Origin of the sequence: uncultured Collinsella sp. (assembly GCF_959026545.1) — a bacterium.
GTDB lineage: Bacteria > Actinomycetota > Coriobacteriia > Coriobacteriales > Coriobacteriaceae > Collinsella.
In genome coordinates, this window is record NZ_CAUFLV010000020.1 from 1 (window position 1) to 18420 (window position 18420).

Below are 18420 nucleotides of genomic sequence, written 5' to 3' on the forward strand. Positions count from 1 at the left end.
TGGCGGCCTAAGGACGGAGGCCCCGGTCTCCAAGATTTCTGCCGCACGCCCAAATGCCGGAGTTTTGTCGAGTTGTGCTACCCTTTTGCGCTTTTGATGACCTCAACTTCATCAGGCGATGCCGCAAATCGGGCGAAAATGTAACGAAGAATTCGATACGCCGGGTAGACGTGGGTTTTGACAGCTTGCGAGCTGGGGGTTTGCCGCCTCAACTGGCGCTCTACTCGGCCTCTTCGGAAACTCGTTACATTTTCGCCCGATTCCTGGCACATACCCCCACTTCCATGGTGCGCGGGAAGCGCGGGCGTCACGTGCGAGTGGTTTTGTTCGCTTCTTGCAGCGCGTGCATGTGTAAGTCCGTGCACGTACAATAAGGCGTGTACGTTGCGTGCCAATACTCAAAAAGGAGCCGCCATGATCGACCGCTATACCCGTCCCGAGATGGGCCACATCTTCTCGCTTGAGAACAAGTACGCCATTTGGCAGGAGATTGAGGTCCTTGCCTGCGAGGCGCAGGCCGAACTCGGCAAATGCGGTATTACCAAGGAGGAGGCCGCTTGGATTCGCGAGCACGCCGCTTTTAACAAGGCTGAGGTGGACGAAATCGAGGCCGTCACCAATCATGACGTCATCGCGTTCCTTACCAACATGGGCTCCTATATCGACGCCGATGTGCCCGAGGGCGATCCCAAGCCCAGCCGCTGGGTGCACTACGGCATGACCAGCTCAGACCTGGGAGACACTGCCCTGTGCTATCAGCTTGTTCAGGCCACGGACATCATCATTGAGGACGTACGCAAGCTCGGCGAGATCTGTCGCCGCCGTGCGTTCGAGGAGCGCAATACCCTGTGCGTGGGTCGCACCCATGGCATCCATGCCGAGCCCATGACGTTCGGCATGAAGTTCGGCAGCTGGGCCTGGGAGCTCAAGCGCGACCTCGACCGCCTCATCGACGCGCGTAAGAACGTCGCGTTCGGCGCGATTTCCGGCGCGGTGGGCACGTACAGCTCCATTGACCCGTTTGTCGAGGAGTACGTGTGCGAGCACCTCGGTCTCGCCCATGATCCGCTGTCTACGCAGGTTATTTCGCGCGACCATCATGCATATCTCGCCGGCGTGTTGGCCACGACCGCCGCGACCTGCGACCGCATTGCCACCGAGATTCGCAATTTGCAGAAGACCGACACCCTCGAGGCCGAGGAGCCCTTCCGCAAGGGTCAGAAGGGCAGTTCCGCGATGCCCCACAAGCGCAATCCCATCACCCTCGAGAAGGTGTGCGGCCTGTCGCGCGTGGTGAAGGCGAATGCCCAGGTTGCGTTTGACAATGTGGCCCTGTGGCACGAGCGCGACATCTCGCATTCCTCTGCCGAGCGCGTGGCGCAGGCCGACAGCTTCATCGCGCTCGACCACATGCTCACCTGCCTCATTCGCATCGTCGACGGCCTGATTCTGTATCCGGCACGCATGCAGGCGAACCTCGACCTTACGCGCGGTCTCATCTTCTCTTCCAAGGTGCTGCTCGCCTTGGTGGACACGGGCATTACGCGTGAGGACGCCTACAAGATCGTCCAGCGCAATTCCATGGCCGTGTGGGACGATGTTCACGCTGCCGTCGATGGCCCGACGCTGCGTGAGCGCCTCGAGGCCGATCCGGAGTGCACGGTGCCTGCCGAAAAGCTTGACGAGATTTTCGATCCGTGGGACTTCCTCACCCGCATCGACACGGTCTTTACGCGTCTGGAGCAGCTGAGCTTCTAGCGTGTAAGGGAATGGCTCGTTTTACATACAGACGAGGGAATTAGGGGTGCTACCGGCGTGAAACAGCCGGTGGCACCCCTTGTCATACGGGCAATGTTTTGCCCCATGCTCAAGTGCTGGAAAATGTACGCCTTGCATGAGAGCAATCCGCAAAAGAACGATCCTGAGGCGATCGAGCAGGTCAAGATCGCTGTAACGGGCGGCACACTCGAGACCACCGCGCCTGATTCAGGGCAAGCGGTCTATAGCGAAGACTGCACCGGATTCATCACGGGCGGTACCTTTAACGGCAAGCCGCCTGCGGCTGAGTTCATCGTTCCCGGCTCTGGCCTGCAACTTGATGAGGAAGGCAATCTGGTCGCCGTGAGCGCGCAGCTGGTCCCGAACGCCGATAAGGTCGTTAACGGCGTGTATGTCTACGATGTGGCATCGGGTAAGGAAATCACCGAAGCTGACCTCCTGGCTTTGATGGGTATGAACGTGGATGTCGAGAAGAGTGGCTACGCCATCAAGGTGGACACCGCTAACCTCGCGGCCCTGAATAAGGCCATCGCGGCAGCCGACACTTCGGCAGAATTCTCCTTTGAGTTCAGTGCTGAAAAAGAGGCGGATGCATCACAGGCCTCCTCTGGGGTCGCGCCCTTCACGCTCAAGGTTAAGCTGGTTGATTCGGGTGTCGCTCCCGAGCCCGTTGACAAAGTCACGGTCACCTTCGAGACCGGTGCGGGTTCCTCTTTTACGCAAGAGGTTGAGCCGGGCTCCAAGCTTACCCGTCCTGCCGACCCCACGTACAAAGGGTGGAAGTTCGTTGGCTGGTTTAAGGTCAAGGCTTCCGACGGGTCCGTGTCTGGCGAGTGGAACTTTGACAAGGATGTCGTAACGGCAGATATGACGCTTTACGGAGGCTGGGTGAAGGCCAGCTCCACCACCAACGCGCAAAAGCCCCAAAACGGGCTTCCCCAGACGGGCGATACGAGCGCCATCGGCATGGTCGCCCTGGGCGTCGCTGGTGCCGCCGCCGTTGTTGCGGGTGTCATCGTCGCCAAGCGTCGTAAGTCCGAGTAACCCATAGACCGCACGAGACACACGTGCTTCAGACGGGTCGCTGTCCTATGGCAGCGGCCCGTTTCTGCTATCCGCCGCCGCGCGTTTTGGGTATCATATCCAGCAGACTATAGGAGGAACCATGCACATCGCGCTCGATAAGCTCTAGCTACGCCTGCATTTTTGCTTGGACGTTGTCCGGCATAACTCATCCCGCACGTCGATCAAACCATCGGCGCCCCCGTTATTCCTACGCGTATACAAGGAGCCATCATGCGCGACAAGCTTGAGAAAATCATCATCGCCTTCGAAGAGCTCGAGAAGAAGCTCTCCGACCCGGCCGTTGCCAGCGACATTAAGGAATTCACGCGCCTCAACAAGGAATATGCGCACCAGACTGACTTGGTGAAGGCAGCTCGCGAGTACCTTGGTGCCCTCGATGACATCGAGGTGGCCAAGGAGATGCTGCACGATGCCAGCGATGCCGACGAGAAGGAGATGCTCCAGATGGAGATCTCCGAGAACGAGGCCAAGCTTCCCCAGCTCGAGGAAGACATCAAGATCATGCTCATTCCGGGTGATCCGATGGACGAGAAGGACACCATTGTCGAGATTCGCTCCGCTGCGGGCGGCGACGAGGCTGCCATCTTTGCGGGCGACCTCTTTAAGATGTACCAGCGCTTCATCGAGTCCAAAAAGTGGAAGATGACGGTCCTCGACTCCAGCCCATCCGAGGCGGGTGGCTTCAAGTCCATCGAGTTCAAGGTCGAGGGTGACAAGGTCTACTCCGTCATGAAGTATGAGTCGGGCGTGCACCGCGTCCAGCGTGTTCCCAAGACGGAGTCGCAGGGCCGTATCCAGACGTCCACCGCGACCGTTGCCGTGTTGCCCGAGGCCGATGAGATTGACATCCAGATCAACCAGTCCGACCTGCGCATCGACACGTACTGTGCCTCCGGTCCTGGCGGCCAGTGCGTCAACACCACCTATTCGGCGGTTCGCATCACCCACCTGCCCACGAACACCGTGGTCCAGTCCCAGGAGCAGCGCTCTCAAATCCAGAACCGCGAGGTCTGCATGCAGATGCTCCGCGCTCGTCTGTACGAGATGGAGCTCGAGAAGCAGCAGGCTGAGCTTGGTGCCGAGCGCTCCGCGCAGATCGGCCACGGCAACCGTTCGGAGAAGATCCGCACGTACAACTTGCCGCAGGACCGTGTGACCGACCATCGTATCGGCTATAACTCCACGTACAACGGTGTATTGCTGGGCGACCAGCTCGCGGGCGTCATCGACGCGCTCGCCGCAGCCGACCGTGCAGCAAAGTTGGCCGAGGCCGTATAAGCCATCGCGTCACAACCATATAGCGTGTGTGAGGGCGGTTTGTTTGCAAGCCGCCCTTGTTTGATGTGTGCATGGTCTTGCCGGAAGTTCTCTGCCTTACGAACGACTTTGGCCGGGATATGCTGTAATTTGCCATTTCCGAAAGGTGGGCGACGGCCGTGCCGTAGAATCGCGGATGAGCAATACATGAGGACGGGGGCCGAGATGCCAAACGAGACTTGGACCATCAAGCGGTGTCTGGATTGGACGCGCGACTACCTGAGAGATAAGGGCGACGAGCGTCCGTGCCTGTCTGCCGAGTGGCTTCTCTCCGGGGTTACGGGGCTCTCACGGACAGAGATCTACATGAGCTTCGACAAGCCCATGTCGCCTGAGGAGCTTGCTCGCATGCATAGCGCCGTGGTACGCAGGGCCAAGGGTGAACCGCTGCAGTACATCATTGGGGAGACGGATTTTCGAACCATCACCGTTGCGTGTGCCCCCGGCGTCCTCATTCCGCGTCCCGAAACGGAGCTTTTGGTTGAGGAAACCCTCAAGTACATCGATGCCGACGTTTTGGGTGCTGCTGCATGCAGGCCGCGCAGCCGTGTTGAGCTGCCATGGAACGCCGAGATTCAGGCGGCGCGCGAAGCGGAGTTGGCAACGGCGGCAGCCCAGAGCGAGGATCGCCTTGTCGAACGCGAGCTCACGGAGGAGGACATCGCGGCGCTTGAAGAGGATGCCGAGCTTGAGGCCGGAGATTCTGGTGATTCTGGCGATGAGGTGGGCCTGCAAACCGCCGTTCCTCGGGATGGGGAGGGCGCATTGGGCGCCACGAGCGCAAACGGTGTGAACACGTCGGATGACGATGATTCTGCATCGCAGGTGGCTCGTGTGCTGGAAGTCGGCTGCGGAACCGGGTGCATCTCGCTTTCCATCGCCGCCGAGCGCCCGGAGCATACGTGCTGTGTTGCGATTGACATAGAGCCGCGCGCTGTCGACCTTTCCATCCGCAACCGTGACGCGTTGGGTATTGCGCCCGATGTTGTGGATGTGCGCTTGGGCAACCTCGTCTCGCCCCTCAATCGTGAGACTGAGTGGGGGACGTTCGATGTGTTGGTGTCGAATCCCCCCTACATTCCAACATCGGTGATGGGTAACCTTCCGCACGAGGTGGCGGATTATGAGCCGGCTCTGGCTCTCGATGGCGGGGAAGATGGTCTGGACATCTTCAGGCGTCTGGTGAATGCCGCCCCCCACATGCTCAAGCCCGGTGGACTTCTTGCATGCGAGCTCTATGAGGGACACCTCGACCAGGCAGCCTCCCTGTGCCGCGCCGCCGGCATGCGTGAGGTCCGTGTCGTCAACGATCTTACCAATCGCCCCCGCATCATCCTCGCTCGCGTGTAGGCCGGCATCTCGCGGTGACGCGCGGAGAGAATCAAGTGTCTGCATCAGTAGTGATTGCAAATAATAACGTTTGACGTTATTAACGAAGGGCGTTACTATGATTCTATCGTATCGAGACAAAGATACCGAGAGGCTGGCGAGGGGCCTTCGCGTGCTCAGATTTGCTCCGTTCGAGAGAATCGCTCTGCGAAAGCTGAGGCAGCTAGACATTGCCGGCAGCCTTAATGATCTTCGAGTTCCTCCCGGTAACCATCTTGAGGCTTTGACGGGGAAGCGCTCTGGTCAATGCAGCATAAGGGTGAATGACCAGTACAGGGTTTGCTTTACCTGGACCCCGTCAGGGCCAAAAGACGTTGAAATCGTCGACTACCATCATTGAGGGGAGACGAAATGGCGCGCGACTTGGCACCTGTTACACCGGGGGAGCTTCTAAAAGAGGAGTTTCTCGAGCCTTTGGGGATATCGCAGTATCGACTGGCCAAGGCGACGGGTATTCCGGCTCAAAGGATCGGGCAGATTGTCTTGGGGCGTCGTCGTATCACGGCCGATACCGATTTGCGCCTTTGCCGGTACTTTGGCTTAACGGACGGATACTGGCTCAGGGCGCAAGTCGCATACGATGTCGAAGAGGCGCGAACAGCCCTTGAGGCTGACCTGCAGGACATTCAGCCGTTGGATCAGGTGGCAATAGGCTAATAGACGCAGCAAAAGAAGTAGCAGCTGGAGGGATGTATGTTCAACTTTACCGAGGCAATCGACAGGACAGGCAAGGACGCCATCGCGTATGACGCGCAGGCGGCGATACGTGGGGGTTCACTGGGTCCTACTGATGTAGAGGTCGCAGAGGGATTCGACATCATTCCCATGTGGGTTGCCGATATGAGTTTTGCGACCGCATCTTCGGTCACCCGCGCCCTGCATGAACGCGTCGACCATCCGTGCTTTGGTTGCTTTGACCCTTCGCCCGCCTATTATGATGCGATTGTCCGTTGGCACGAGCAGCGGAACGGCGTGACTGGCATGCGCCCGGAGCACATCGCATACGAATACGGCGTGCTGGGTGGCGTTGGCTCTGCGCTTGCGGTTCTCTGCTCGCGCGGTGACAGCGTGCTTGTTCACGCACCGACGTACGTGGGTTTTAGCAAGACCCTAAGCGATCAGGTTGAACTTGTCGCTGCCCACTGAGCGTTTGAGAGAAGCGCTCGGCAGACTGAAAGAGTACGTGTTCGTTGCGAAGAGGTAGAACCAGCGAGAGAGGGCGATGATGGTCGAGGTGTACCGCGTTACAGCAGGGGGAGCGCGCGAAGGCGTGCCCGCGCCCGATGGAGAGCTACTCGGGGTCGCCGCCGAGGCAATGAGTTCGGGCGCCCTCGCGTTGGTGCCCACCGAGACGGTGTATGGCGTTGGCGTTGCGGTTCGGGCTTACGCCGCGTGTGGGGAAATGCCGCCGTCTGCCACGGGGTACGGACGCATCTTTACGCTTAAGCACCGCGATACCGCCCAGACGGTTCCCTGGCTCGTGTCGGGGGCAGAGGCGCTTGATGAGTACGGAGTTGATGTGCCGCAGGCGATTCGCGACCTTGCCGCGGCATTCTGGCCCGGCGCCCTCACCCTTGTTGTGCCTGCGGGACCACGAGTCCCAGCCTTCATGCGCGCATCTGACGGCACGGTTGCATTGCGCGCATCGGCGTCGTCGGTGGTACAGGAGCTGATCCGTCTCTGTGACTCTCCGCTCGCCATGACATCTGCCAACACGCATGGCAAACCCGCACCAACTTCGTTCGTCGAAGTAGAGCCACGCATCTTGAGCGGGGTGGATGTTGCCGTCGATGCGGGGGAGACCCCGTGCAGGGATGCGTCGACCATCGTAGCCGTACAGGGCGGAGAGGTGACGATCCTTCGCCAGGGGGCGCTTGCCGCAAAAGACATATACGAGGCTCTGGCGTAGCTTCCGTTGCGGCCGATGGTTGACAACCCACTCAAGTGGTAGTTAAGAAAAGAGACCAATGTATACCGTTTGAGCAGGGGAAATACCATTCAGCCCCCAATAACTCACCGTTCATGTGAGTTGAATGGCGAGTCCGATGTGAGCCATGTGAAAATCCTTCCTTGAATGTCGCTATCTGTAGGTGGGTCCTGCCGCGAGGCGGAGCCCCTTAGGCGAAGGGGGATATGAATGAAGGCACGTCTGACTCATGGACGAACGAGGAGCCAGTTTGTCTGCGCGCTCGCCGCAGGTGCCCTTATCGCAACTGCACCGCTCGCACAAGCTTGGGCCGAAATCGCACCCGACGTTCGGTCGCAGTCGTCGACGCAGATGAGTTCGGAGCCCGAGCTCGTCTACATCAACACCGTGAGCGATTCGTCCGTGCGCACGCAGAACTTCAATGAGAATTGGAAGTTCTACCTTGGCGATGCAAGTGGCGCCGAGGGCGAGCAATTCGATGACTCCGCATGGAAGAACGTCGACCTTCCGCATGATTACAGCATCGATCAGGAATACACCACCGCCGGTGAGGCCGAGAGTGGCTACAAGCTGGGTGGTATCGGCTGGTACCGCAAGAGCTTCACGGTGGGCGAAGCCCTCAAGGGCAAGACGGTCCGTATCGATTTCGATGGCGTGTACATGGACTCTACGGTGTGGGTCAACGGTCACCAGCTTGGCAACCACCCCTATGGCTACTCGCCGTTCTCGTACGACATCACCGAGTACCTTAAGTTCGGTGAATCCAACACGATCACCGTAAAGGCGAACCATCAGACGCCGTCGAGCCGTTGGTATTCCGGATCGGGTATCGGTCGCGATGTCGATCTCGTGATCACCGATCCCGTGCACGTCGATCGCGATGGCGTAGTCGTGACCACTCCAGAGCTTTCCGACTCCAACAAAACCCAGGTGAAGACTCATCTCAAGACCGTCGTCACCAACAAGGGGAACAAAGACGCCTCCGTCAAGGTCGTGCAGACGGTGATCCCCCGTGGTGGCACTCCTGAGCAGGCAATTGCCCGCGTTGAGAGCGCTGCCACCAACATCGCTGCGGGCGCAAGCGCAACGGTCGAGCAGGATGCCATCACCACGGCTGCCCCCGAGCTCTGGACCCTGGATAATCCTAACCTGTATACCGTTCGCACCGAGATCAAGCAGGAAGATCGTGTCGTCGACTCGTATGACGTTGACTTCGGGTACCGTTTCTTCAACTTCGACGCCAATACGGGGTTTTCCCTCAATGGTGAGGGCATGAAGCTCAAGGGCGTTTGCATGCACCATGACCAGGGCTCACTCGGCTCCGTGGACACACACGACGCCCTCGAGCGCCAGGTCAAACTCCTCAAGAACATGGGGTGCAACTCCATCCGCGCCACCCATAACCCGCATTCTCGCGAGCTCACCGAGATCTGCAATGAGCAGGGCATGCTGCTGGTCCTCGAGATGTTCGACGGCTGGACTTCCGCGAAGAACGATAACCGCAACGACTATTCCCGCTTCTTCAATCAGGCGATGGGCGAAAGCGAGCTCATCGACGGCGAGGCCTCAAAAACGTGGGCCCAGTTTGATCTCGAGCAATCCATGAAGCGCGATATCAACGCCCCGTCCGTCATCATGTGGTCCCTTGGCAACGAGATGACCGAGGGAACGGGCGGCATTGCGAATTTTCAGCAGGTGCAGAAGAACCTCATTACGTGGGCGCAGGCAGTTGACACCACACGTCCCATCACCACGGGCGATAACAAGTTCAAAGGCGGCGAGCAGGCGACCGAGCTCAACCCGGCCGGCATCGCCGATGCTGGCGGCATCGTGGGCTTCAACTATATGGACGGTAACCGGTACAAGGATGTTCACCAAAAGCACCCCACGTGGAAGCTCTACGGATCCGAGACCGCTTCTGCCACCAACAGCCGTGGCGTGTACACCACCAAGGACAGCAACAGGCTCAACGCCGACAAGTTGCTGACGTCGTACGACAAGTCCGCGGTGTCGTGGGGTCACACCGCCTCCAAGGCGTGGTTCGACATCATCACCAACGACTTTATGGCTGGCGAATATGTGTGGACCGGTTTTGATTATCTGGGAGAACCCACGCCCTCAAACGGCACCGTCCCCGGCGCGCAGGGCGCATGGCCCTCGCCGAAGAGCTCCTACTTTGGCATCATCGATACCGCCGGCCTGCCCAAAGATTCGTATTACTTCTATCAGAGCCAGTGGAACGACAACGTCAACACCCTCCACATCCTGCCCGCGTGGAATGAGAACGCGGTCATGACGACGGGCAATGACAAGCAGGTCGAGGTCGTCGTCTACACCGATGCGGCCGAAGTCGAGCTGTTCTTCACGCCGGCGGATGGTGGTGAGGCGCGCAGCCTTGGTAAGAAGAAACTGAGCAAGGTCACGTCCGAGGGTGGAAAGTACACCTACCGCGTCTATAAGGGCGAGGACGGCACCGAGACCCCGACTCATGAGGACCTCTACCTCACCTGGAACGTTCCCTATGCCGATGGCACCATTTCCGCTAAGGCGTACAACGACGAGGGGCAGGAGGTTTCCACCGAGAATTGGGCCGGGCGCAAGAGCGTGAAGACGGCCGGCGCGGCTGCCAAATTGACGGTTGACGTGGACCGTACCGCCATGAAGGCCAACGGCACCGACCTCGCGTATCTCACCGTGAACGTTGAGGATGAGAATGGCGTCATCGTTCCCACGGCCAAGAACCAGGTTACCTTCACGGTTGAGGGTGCGGGCGTGCTCGCCGGCATTGACAACGGAGTCCAGGCTGATCACCAGTCGTTCCGCGACGACAATCGCGCTGCCCATGCCGGTCAGCTCGTCGGCATCGTGCGCGCTGCAAAGAATGCGGGCACGGTTACGGTGACGGTGAGCGCCGATGGTCTCACGCCTGCAACGGTCGAGATTCCGGTTGAGAAGGTTGCCGACCAGCCGTCCGAGCAGAAGCAAGTCGATGCCCTGGTCTATTCCCGGTACCACTATGTGAAGATGGGTGCGTCCGTTACGCTTCCCTCCCAGGTCGAGGTTCGTTACACGGATGGCTCAAGTTCGCAGGAAGAGGTCAGCTGGAACGCGATCGACGAGGAGAAGCTTACTCAGCCTGGTTCGTTCACCGTTAAGGGCACCGTTGCCAACACCGAGATCAGCGCCATCGTCACGATCGTCGACGAGGTCGTTGCACTGCGCAATTACTCGACCACCATTCCGGTTAAGGGCGAGCCCGTGCTTCCTGCCTCCCGTCCGGCCATCATGCCCGACGGTACGATCATGAACGCAAGCTTCCCTGTCACATGGGATGAGCCGGAGGCTGGGCGTTTCGCAGAGCCCGGTGAGGTCGTAATCGAAGGTCACGCGAGCGTGTTCGGCAAGGACATGCCGGTCACTGCGACCGTCCGCGTTCAGAAGGGCAACATCACCCTGGGCACCAACATCGCCCCCGACGCGATGACGCTCACCCAGGATATTCCCGAGGATAAGACGTCCGACACCCTTGAGGCGATTCGCAACGGGTCGACCACCATGGACGCCAACACGGGCGGTGGCAGGAACCAGAGCTGCTGGTCGAATTGGCAGTGGGCTCAGGACGGTCACCGGGAATCGAAGCTGACCTTTAACTATGCAACTCAGCAGCCGCTCGGTCAGATCAAGGTGTACTTTGGCAGGGATGGGGGGTCCGGCAGGTATCCCGATGCGAATACCGTCACGTTCGAGGTGTCCGAGGACGGTAGCGAGGGATCGTGGAAGAAGGTCGAGGCTCGCGAGACGATTGCCGAGACCGACGCAAGCACCAACGTCAGGCTCTACACCTATGACTTTGAACCGGTCACGGCCGTGTTCGTTCGCATGAACATTGTGAACTCGACCGCAACCGACACGGGCAGCAACAAGCCTTGCACTATGATTACCGAGGTCGAACTTATCAAGGCGACCACTTCCTACCCGGTGGGAGCCGAAGCCGCGCTCAAGAGCCTCAACGTGAATGGTAAAGATCTGTCGGCGAGTGCTCTTGCCTCGGGCAGCTATGACACGCGCGCCATTGTGGCCGACGTCGCCGCCGCCGGCAAGGACAATGCCGCGGTCACCATCCTTCCCGCCTATGAGAACCAAATCAAGATCCTGCTCGAGTCCGAGGACCACGCCAAGACCGGTGAGTTTGTCATCAACCTTGGCTCCGACACGGTCTCGCCGGACCTTGGGACCGATGATGATGCGCGCGACTACCCCGTTGGGGACATGACGCCCACGGCATCGAGCGAGCAGGGGCAAAGCGGCAAGGAAGGCCCGATCAAGTTCGCCTTTGATGGCGATCACGACTCCATCTACCACTCTTTGTGGAGCGGCACTCCGCAAGATGAGCTCTATGTTGACATGACGCTCGAGGAGCCGACGAGTATTGAAGCCCTGAGGTATCTGCCCCGCCAGCAGGGCCCCAATGGCCTCATTGAGGAGTACTCCATCTGGTATCGCAACGGCGCTGATGAAGAGTGGGTTAAGTGCGCCGAGGGAACGTGGGATACGAACGATCGCTCGTGGCAGATCGCCCAGTTCGACGAACCGGTAACGGCCAGCCAGTTCCGTTTCAAGGCCGAGAAGTCTCTGACCGACAAAGCCGATAAAAGTACGACCTTCATGTCCGCCGCTGAGATTCGTCTGCGCAAGACCGCCGAGACGGTTGATCTCAACACGCTGCAGACCGACCTTCCGAGCGTCGTTAAGGTCGATCGCGTTGACGCGGATCATCCGGTGCTCGCCGACCAGTTTGATGAGCGGATCGTCGATGGCGAGCGGGTGCTCGTCTATGGTGTGGACTACCTACTCACGTTCCAAAACAACACTGTTGCCGGCACCGCCAAGGTGCTTATCGAGGGCATTGGTGACTACTCCGGCACAATTGAGCATGACTTCACCATCGAACTCAACGGCCGTACGCTTACGGGCATTGCGGTGGAGACGCAGCCCGCCAAGCGTATCTACACCGTGGGTGAGGCGTTCGACCCGGCCGGCATGGAGCTTGAGCTTTCTTACAGCAACGGTGACATTGAACACGTCGCATACGGCGAGGACACCAAGGCCGACTTCACCTTTGATCCCGCGCTCGGGACCGTCTTCGATGAGGAGGGCACGGTCGACATCAAGGTCACCTATGGCGAGCGCGACGCCGTCCTGTCCGTCACGGTGAACAAGGCTTCCCAGCCCGATCACGGCCCCGATCCCGATCCCGTGCCCCCGGTCGATCCCGATACGGATCCCAACCCGCCGGTGAGCCCCGGTGGTGGCAACACCGGTTCTGGCGCGGGTGACGCCGGCGCGAACAAGCCGGGCACGACGCTGCCGGGAACCGGCGATGCATCGATGCTGTCGATTGTCGTCCTCGGTGGTCTTGGGTTGGCAACGGCGATTGCCGGCGTCAAGCGGCGCGACGAACCCCCTCGCGGGTGAACGTGGATTATCCCACTAGGTTGGTACTCAATAGTAAATACCAGCGGAAACAATAATCCACATAAAAGAGATAGGCTGAACCGTTCAACGCTCGATAAGGTGCCGCTCGCCAAATCGCGAACGGGGGGGAGCAGCCTCCTACGGGAAGATTGATGCGTTATGTACAAAGGGATGGCTCTGTCTCGAGCGAGCGGAGTGCCCGTTGAACGAGATGGGGAAAATGGATGGCGAGAGGAATACGATGGAAGATTGCGAAGGCTATCGCCTGCGCGTGTGCAGTCGTGGGCCTGAGCGTATCGCCCGCAATCGCCCATGCGGCTGAAGGGGATTACCAGATCTACCCGACGCCGCACACGGTGACATATGCGAACGGCGAGGTTCCACTCAGCGACACTATCACCACGGTTGTCGAGGATGGTATCGATGCGGACACCGTAACGCGCATGAACGAGACGCTCGACCTCAAAGGGCTCAAGGCCGCTCAGGGCGCTTCGGTTCCCACAAGCGACAGTGAAACATCGCTGCTTGTGGGTATTAAGGGCTCCAAGGGTGCGGTTGACAGTCATGTTGAGAAGCTCGTAAAGGAGGGTAAGCTCTCCTATACGGACGGCCTGTTCGACAAGACCGATAGCTACATGCTGGCATCGCTGCCGGCAAGCAGCACGGGTTCCAACCAGATCATCGTGCTGGGCAAGGATACGGACGCCGCATATTATGGCCTTACGACGCTGTATCAAATCCTCCAGCAGGTAGAAGGCAAGACGCTTCGCGCCTTTACTGCTTCGGATTACGCGGACGTGACCACACGCGGCTTTATCGAGGGCTACTACGGAAACCCGTGGAGCACCGAGGATCGCGTGAACCTGATGGAGTGGGGTGGCTACTATAAGCTCAATGCCTACTTCTACGCGCCCAAGGACGATCCCAAGCACAACGCCAAGTGGCGCGAACTGTACACCGAAGACGAGCTGCGCGACAAGATCGAGCCCCTTGCCAAGGCGGGCAACGAGTCCAAGTGCCGCTTCGTCTTCGCACTGCACCCGTTCATGAGCAACCCGATCACGCCTGCGAACTACGACGAGTCCGTGAAGATTCTCAAGCAGAAATTCACCCAGGTTATGGATCACGGGGTTCGCCAGATCGCCATTCTGGCGGACGATGCGGGCAACCAGGGCAAGGATCTGTACATCAAACTCTGCAAAGAGATGACCGACTGGCTGCATGAGCAGCAGAAGGCCAAGAATACGGACGGTGCGGTCAAGTATCCCGGCCTTAAGGACACGCTCATCTTCTGCCCGGTGAACTACATGGGTAATGGCGAGGATTGGTACAGCCAGCTTCCCGAGAACGTCCAGGTCATCAATACCGGTGGACGTGTGTGGGGCAAGATCGACAACAGCTTCGCCTCGACGTTCCAGAAGAACTCCGGCGTGGCTCCCTTCATGTGGATCAACTGGCCCTGCTCCGATAACGACAAGGACGCCCTGCATATGGGTGGCCACAACAACTTCCTGGGTTCCGACCTTAAGCCGGGCCAGGTCAAGGGCGTTGTCATCAACCCCATGCAGCAGTCCGAGCCTTCCAAGCAGGGCATTTTCATGAACGCGGACTTCACCTGGAACCTCTGGGAGTCCGAGGCCCATGCCGATGATACCTGGGAGAATTCCTTTAGCTACATCGATCACAATTCGCCGATTCCCACCGAGGGATCTAACGCGCTGCATGACCTCTCTGTGCATATGAAGCGCATGTACGGTGGTGGCGCCACGTGGGAGAACGGCGAGTCCGCGGATATCAAGGACGAGCTCAACGACTTCGTTGCCAAGCTTGCCGCCGACACGGTGACTGTCGAGGATTGCGACAAGATGATCGCCGTCTTCGAGGAGATCCAAAAGGATGCCAAGACGTTCCGCGAGCAGGCGGGCACTTCGGCGATGCTGGAGCAGATGATGCCTTGGATCGACACATTCGACGGCATCACCCGTGCCGCCATCACCGAGCTGAATGCCGTCAAGGCTTCCATCGGCGGTAGCGCCAACGAGCTCATCACGCTGTTCGCCGAGGGCACCTCAGCGCTTGAAGCTGCGAACAACAATCAGCTGTGGTACATCGACCACTACGAGAAGGCTCGTGTGGGCAAGGCGTACATCACGCCCACGGTCAACGCACTGAATGATTATGTGGCCGAGAAGGCGACGCTCGCCGCCGACCCGGACGCGGTGGTAACCAAGCTGGTGACCAACAGAACCGACACGCCCGAGGGCAGCAAAGATGCCGTCTTTGACGGTGATCCCGCCACGGGTGCCGAGTATCGTTCTCCGAACAAGGTATCCAAGGACGATTACTTTGGCATGACGCAGACCAAGCCGTTCGACCTCGATACCGTGACGTTTGTTCAGGGCACCGGCAAGAACTTCTTCGACTGCAGCAAGGTCCAGTATCTCAAGGATGGCGCATGGCAAGACGTACCGAATGCTCAGGAATACACCACGAGCACCGTCACGGTGACCGATCTTGGCCTCAAGCAGGTCGACGGCGTACGCCTGGTTGCCGTTCGTGACAACAAGCTCGATTCTTGGCCCACCATCAATGAGATCATGGTGAACCAGAAGATCGAGACGAGCGGCACGTTCACCGGCACGGTGACGCTCGCCAACCAGGAAACGGCGGACACGTCCAAGCCGTTGCAGAACGCCTCCGACGGCAAGGACACCGAGGCGTGGCTCACGCACAAGGCCGCCGAGCCGGACAAAGACGACAGTACCGTCAAGGACGCGGCCGTCATCGTTACGTTCGATACGCCCAAGACCATCGATGCCATCGTGTTCCAGCAGGGCGCGAGCCAGGCGGGCGATGTCATCGACGAGGGCGCGGCGTACTATCAGGACACCAATGGTACCTGGCAGCCGGCCGGTGCCATCACGAGCGAGACGAATCAGATCGTCAAGCTGAGTGCCCCGGTTGAGGCCAAGGCCATCAAGGTCGTCAACAACAAGGACAAGAAGATCTGGTGGCGCGTGGCCGAACTGCACGCGACCTGTGGCATGTCCGCGGCTACGCAGGCCATTTCCACCAACATGCCCGTGTATTCCACAAATAGCATCGATCGTGCCATCGACGGTAATGATTCGACGCAGTTCTGGAGCAGCCGCGCCACGGCTGTAAATGACTGGGTGATGCTGAACTTCGGCGAGCGCAGGTTCATCGACTCGGTCCGCATGCTCCAGGGCACCAAGGATTGCTTCACGTCCTCCAAGCTTTACTACACCACTGATGAGCAGCCCAAGCAGGGCGGCAATTGGACCGAGATCGCCACGCTCGGCAGCGCGGCCGACCAGACAGCCACCTTCAACCGCGTTGAGGCCACCGGCATCAAGGTCGTTGCCACCGCGGCTACGGCGAATTGGTTCCAGCTCTTTGAGCTCCAGGCGTTCGAAAAGTTCTCCTACACCAAGGACAACTTCTACGCCTCGTTCGACCTTGCAGATGTCCAGCTCACCGCTCGTGTGGGTGACGGCACGTTCAAGACGACCGACGGCGCGGTGACCCTCCCCACGAAGGGCGATGTGTTCGCGCTCGACCTCGGTTCCATCCGCCGCGACATCAAGGTTGCCAACCTGGACCAGCAGACGCTCTCCAGCGCCGAGGCTGTGTATTCTCAGAACGGTCTTGAGTGGATTCCTGTCGAGGGCTCCAACGTGGAGCGCGCCCGCTATGTGGGCTTCCGCGCCACGGGCGACAATGCGACCGTGACCATCAAGGGTCTTGAGGGTTCCTATCTCAACTCCCTCACCCCCACGTTGGTAAAGAGCGATCTTCCCGGCAATCAAACGCTGGATGCCTCCAAGATCTTCGACGGCGATGTGACCACGGCCACCAAGTCCTCCGGCGCTCCTGCCAAGGGCAGCACCGTCGTGTTCGATTTGGGTCAGACCCGTACGATTAACTCGTTCGAGTACTTCGTGCCCGAGGCCAGCCTCGATTTCATCCGCAACGCGGTCGTTGAGGTCGCCGATGCGCCCGACGCCGCGGACGCGGATTGGAAGCTCGTCCTCGACATCAACAGCGATGGAAAGATCGCCGACCCCGGAACACAGTCGACGGCCAAGGAAGCCGGCTGGCTCACGCACTCCAGCGAGACCCCCGGAAACATGTTCATCGAAGCGAAGGACCTCGACCTGAGCGGTCGTTACCTGCGCATCCGCTTTACCGGGGCCTATCCGAATCGCTGGGTCGAGATCGGTGAGCTGCGCATCAACAAGGGGGCATACGTTTCCACCTATGCCGGTGGCGACTTTGAGTCCACAGTGATGGAGCAGCAGGGCAAGACCCCGCAGAACCTCATCGACAAGAACCTGCTTACCGCATGGACACCGCAAGGATCCGAGGCCGGTTCGCTCACGTACCATGTGTCCGCTCCGCTCAAGGCCGATGGCACGCCGCTCCAAGGCGTCCGCATCGTCTCCCATGGCAAGCCGAGCAATGTGACGGTGAAGGCGGTCCTCTACACCGACGATACGTACAGCACGACCACGACGGTCGAGCTGGGTGTCGACAACAAGGTGCTCAAGGAGTTCAGCTTCGGAAAGCTCAAGAACAACGGTCGCGCGCTCGCGGAGTACACCGCGGTGAAGGACCTCGTGTTCGAGTGGGCTGAGGGCACGACGCCCCAGATTTCCGAGATCTACCTGCTGGGTGCGCTTTCCGGCGTGGATTCCGACCTCATCGCCGAGCTACAGGAGACGGTCGATGCCGCGGGCCAGCAGGACACGAGCGCCTGGACCACCGACTCCATCAATGCGCTGAATGCCGCCGTCGAGCAGGCGAAGGATGCGATTGCGCACCCCGAGAGCTTGACTGCCGACCAAGTTGAGGACCTCAAGGCCGCTATCGAGACCGCGCTGAACAGCCCGGTCCTCAAGTACACGGGCACGGAGCTCTCCGAGCTTGTGGACGGAGCGATCACGGATGGTTCGCCGTACACGGATGAGACCTGGCAGGCATATGGCGAGGCTCTCGCGGCAGCCAAGGTTGGACTTGAGAAGGGAGACAATCTTTCCCAGGCCGAGGCTGAGCAGCTGGTGAGCGCCCTTAAGGCGGCTCGCGATGGACTGAAACTCAAGGGCGAATCCGGAAACGGTGGCAGTGGCGGCGGAAACAACGGCGGCAGCGGCGCTGGCAACGGTGCCGATACCGGCACCGGTTCTCCCCAGACCAAGCCGAATGGCGGTCTGCCGGCTACGGGCGATTCCTCGCTGATCCCCGTCATCGCGCTGGGAGCCCTTGGCGCCATCGTGGTCATCGCCGGTATCGCGATGGTTGTTCGCCGCAGAGGAGGGAAGTAGGTCCACGCCTTTCACCCACCAAATGTGTGCATTGACCGACTGATTGCCCCGTCTATCGGATGGGCCGCAGGCGCCACGGTGGCGACCCCGTGCCCGTGAAAC

Annotated in this window: 10 protein-coding genes; all 10 read left to right on the forward strand. The window is 59.6% G+C overall.

Annotated features, from left to right (window positions below; all coding sequences use genetic code 11):
* Positions 1–414 precede the first annotated feature (414 nt).
* The 10 genes from purB to Q5Q88_RS08220 all read left to right on the forward strand — a co-directional run bounded on the left by purB (position 415) and on the right by Q5Q88_RS08220 (position 18318).
* On the forward strand, positions 415–1758 hold the full coding sequence (gene purB / locus Q5Q88_RS08175; protein WP_118654386.1) for an adenylosuccinate lyase: 1344 nt from the start codon (positions 415–417) through the stop codon (positions 1756–1758).
* 57 nt (positions 1759–1815) lie between these two features.
* On the forward strand, positions 1816–2823 hold the full coding sequence (locus Q5Q88_RS08180) for an InlB B-repeat-containing protein (RefSeq protein WP_302742873.1): 1008 nt from the start codon (positions 1816–1818) through the stop codon (positions 2821–2823).
* 252 nt (positions 2824–3075) lie between these two features.
* The gene (gene prfA / locus Q5Q88_RS08185; protein WP_118654388.1) at positions 3076–4143 is read left to right on the forward strand and encodes a peptide chain release factor 1; all 1068 of its coding nucleotides are present in this window, start codon (positions 3076–3078) and stop codon (positions 4141–4143) included.
* A gap of 204 nt (positions 4144–4347) precedes the next feature.
* Positions 4348–5532, forward strand: a complete 1185-nt coding sequence (locus Q5Q88_RS08190) for a HemK/PrmC family methyltransferase (RefSeq protein ID WP_302742875.1) — start codon at positions 4348–4350, stop codon at positions 5530–5532.
* Positions 5533–5629: 97 nt separating this feature from the next.
* Positions 5630–5911, forward strand: coding sequence for a type II toxin-antitoxin system RelE/ParE family toxin (locus Q5Q88_RS08195; RefSeq protein ID WP_302742877.1), 282 nt, complete (start codon positions 5630–5632; stop codon positions 5909–5911).
* Positions 5912–5922: 11 nt separating this feature from the next.
* The gene (locus Q5Q88_RS08200) at positions 5923–6228 is read left to right on the forward strand and encodes a HigA family addiction module antitoxin (RefSeq protein ID WP_118654391.1); all 306 of its coding nucleotides are present in this window, start codon (positions 5923–5925) and stop codon (positions 6226–6228) included.
* Positions 6229–6264: 36 nt separating this feature from the next.
* Positions 6265–6717: a hypothetical protein gene (locus Q5Q88_RS08205; RefSeq protein ID WP_294159158.1), complete on the forward strand. Its 453-nt coding sequence runs from the start codon at positions 6265–6267 to the stop codon at positions 6715–6717.
* A gap of 76 nt (positions 6718–6793) precedes the next feature.
* The gene (locus Q5Q88_RS08210) at positions 6794–7480 is read left to right on the forward strand and encodes an L-threonylcarbamoyladenylate synthase (RefSeq protein ID WP_302742881.1); all 687 of its coding nucleotides are present in this window, start codon (positions 6794–6796) and stop codon (positions 7478–7480) included.
* A gap of 228 nt (positions 7481–7708) precedes the next feature.
* A complete protein-coding gene (locus Q5Q88_RS08215) occupies positions 7709–12973 on the forward strand; it encodes a sugar-binding domain-containing protein (RefSeq protein ID WP_302742883.1) in 5265 nt (1754 codons plus the stop codon).
* A gap of 224 nt (positions 12974–13197) precedes the next feature.
* Positions 13198–18318, forward strand: coding sequence for a beta-N-acetylglucosaminidase domain-containing protein (locus Q5Q88_RS08220; RefSeq protein WP_302742885.1), 5121 nt, complete (start codon positions 13198–13200; stop codon positions 18316–18318).
* Positions 18319–18420: the final 102 nt, after the last annotated feature.

What these genes read in the sequence shown, in the direction of transcription:
- purB (WP_118654386.1), top strand. Translation starts at nt 415, where the DNA reads ATGATCGACCGCTATACCCGTCCCGAGATGGGCCACATCTTCTCGCTT.
- prfA (WP_118654388.1), top strand. Translation starts at nt 3,076, where the DNA reads ATGCGCGACAAGCTTGAGAAAATCATCATCGCCTTCGAAGAGCTCGAG.
- Q5Q88_RS08190 (WP_302742875.1), top strand. Translation starts at nt 4,348, where the DNA reads ATGCCAAACGAGACTTGGACCATCAAGCGGTGTCTGGATTGGACGCGC.
- Q5Q88_RS08195 (WP_302742877.1), top strand. Translation starts at nt 5,630, where the DNA reads ATGATTCTATCGTATCGAGACAAAGATACCGAGAGGCTGGCGAGGGGC.
- Q5Q88_RS08200 (WP_118654391.1), top strand. Translation starts at nt 5,923, where the DNA reads ATGGCGCGCGACTTGGCACCTGTTACACCGGGGGAGCTTCTAAAAGAG.
- Q5Q88_RS08205 (WP_294159158.1), top strand. Translation starts at nt 6,265, where the DNA reads ATGTTCAACTTTACCGAGGCAATCGACAGGACAGGCAAGGACGCCATC.
- Q5Q88_RS08210 (WP_302742881.1), top strand. Translation starts at nt 6,794, where the DNA reads ATGATGGTCGAGGTGTACCGCGTTACAGCAGGGGGAGCGCGCGAAGGC.
- Q5Q88_RS08215 (WP_302742883.1), top strand. Translation starts at nt 7,709, where the DNA reads ATGAAGGCACGTCTGACTCATGGACGAACGAGGAGCCAGTTTGTCTGC.
- Q5Q88_RS08220 (WP_302742885.1), top strand. Translation starts at nt 13,198, where the DNA reads ATGGCGAGAGGAATACGATGGAAGATTGCGAAGGCTATCGCCTGCGCG.